Origin of the sequence: Pseudomonas delhiensis (assembly GCF_900187975.1) — a bacterium.
GTDB classification, from domain to species: Bacteria; Pseudomonadota; Gammaproteobacteria; order Pseudomonadales; family Pseudomonadaceae; genus Pseudomonas; species Pseudomonas delhiensis.
Window position 1 is genome coordinate 1 of record NZ_FZPC01000071.1, and the last position, 2,098, is coordinate 2,098.

Sequence of the window (2,098 nt, forward strand, 5' to 3'; positions counted from 1 at the left end):
GACGTCGGCGACTGGGAACTGCTCGGCGATGTCACCGCCGCGGGCGTCGTCTACGAGGTCTACCACCACACCGAGCTGGCCGCGGAGATCCTCGTTCAGCAGGGTGTTTCAGTGCAGTACTAACCCTGGAGGGTGGCGTTCTTCGGGGCGCCACCCATAACCCTTGAAACCGGCCCGAGCGCTCCCCCTTACAGGGCCCGCGCTCGTACTTCACTCCATTCTTCGTATACGGAAACCATCCAGTGAACTTTGCTTTTCTTACCGATAAAGACGCGCTCTACTTCCTCCCGCTGAACGAGCAGGAGGGGGCGTCCCTGCCGATCCAGGCCATGCCCGGTGCGCGTTACGTCTTCACCGCAGAGGAAGGGCTCGATATCGGCCAGGCCGTCGCGGCAGAGCGGGTCGACAACGATCTGCACCTGCGTCTGCGCCCGGAATCGGAATCCTCCTCCAGCATCCAGATCAAGGATTTCTTCCAGTTCCAGGGCAGCCTCCACAGCCTGAACGACACCGGTGACTACCGCCTGCACCTTTCCGCCGACAGCGCCATCCCGAACGGCCCCGTTTCCCTGGGCAGCGAGTCCCTGGGGCAGCGGCAGGACCAGCCGGAAGCCGCACTCCTCAAGGTCGTGCAACAAGCCGCCACCTTCCAGGCCCTGGAGCAGATGGCGGAGTCGCTGAACCCGTCCGCAGAGCCCATGCCTGGTGCACAGGAAGCCGAGCCGGCGCTGTTCATGGCTGCAGCTTCCGAAGGTGTTGGCGCCACCTTCGCGGTCACCCCCAGCATCACCGCTCTCTACGACCAGGTCGGCAGCAAACAGGGCAAGTTGCCCAGTGGCAGCGTGACCGACGACAAACAACCCAAGCTGGTCGGCATCGGCGAGCCCAACAGCACGCTGGAGATTCTGCAGAACGGTGTGGTCATCGACAGCGTTACCGTCGATGGGAACGGCGACTGGACCTACACCCTCGTCGTTCCGCTGGAGGAAGGTGGCCAGCTGTTCTTCGTGCGGGACCAGGCCACCGGCAAGACCTCGGGCAACGTCGTTCTGATCATCGACACCGTCGCTCCGTCGCGTGCCTTGCTCACCAGTGTCTCCGAGGACACATCCGGCCCCCTGAGCCCAATCGCCAAGGACGGTCATACCCGTGACAACACGCCGACCCTGACGGGCACGGCCGAACCCAACTCCCTGGTGATCATCTACAACGACACCACCCCTATTGCCAGCATGTATGCCGATGGGAACGGCGACTGGACCTGGACTCCACCCTATCTTCCGGACGGTACCTACGCGCTCAGAGTCGCAGCCATGGACTTTTCCGGCAACATCGGGCTGCCGTCGGGCAAGTACAACATCACCATCGACACCCTGGCGCCGTCCCAGCCGAAGATCCTCGGAGCAGAGGACAATGTCGGCATCAGCACCGGCCCGCTGCTCAATGGCGCGGTCACCGATGACGATACGCCGACCTTCAGCGGTACCGCCGAAAAGGGTTCGACCGTCATCATCTACGACAATGACGAGGAAATCGGCCGTGTCATCGCCGAAAACGGTAGCTGGAGCTTTACCCCTGCCCCTGCGCTGAGCGAAGGCGAACACAGCATCACCGTGACCGCGACCGACCGCGTCGGCAACCAGTCGCAGGCCTCCGAGCCCTGGAAGCTGACCATCCAGGTCAATGTGCCCGATGCCCCCGTGGTCGAGTCGGTCATGGATAACGCAGGTAACGTTACCGGCGCGCTCGAGTCCGGAGACATCACCGACGACAGCACCCCGACCATCAGCGGTACCGCCGAGGCGAACGCGACCGTCATCATCTACGACAACGGCGTGGAAATCGATCGAGTGGTCGCTGAAAACGGCGTCTGGACCTTCACCCCCCTGCTCCCCCTCGATGACGGCGAACACAGCCTGACCTTCGTCACCGTCAACGGTGCGGGCAACTCGTCCGAGCCGTCCGCCGAGTGGGTCATCACCGTCGATACCCAGGCGCCCGAAGCCCCGGTGATCGACAGCGTGTACGACAACGTCGGCGTCAAGACCGGCAAACTGACCTCCGGCGATGCCACCGACGACCAGCAGCCGACCCTGTC

Annotated in this window: 1 protein-coding gene; it reads left to right on the top strand. The window is 63.4% G+C overall.

All coding sequences use genetic code 11. The features are described 5' to 3' along the window. Window positions 1–242: 242 nt before the first annotated feature. A partial coding sequence (locus CHC02_RS29735) for an Ig-like domain-containing protein (protein WP_244161045.1) occupies window positions 243–2,098 on the top strand: 1,856 nt, incomplete at its 3' end.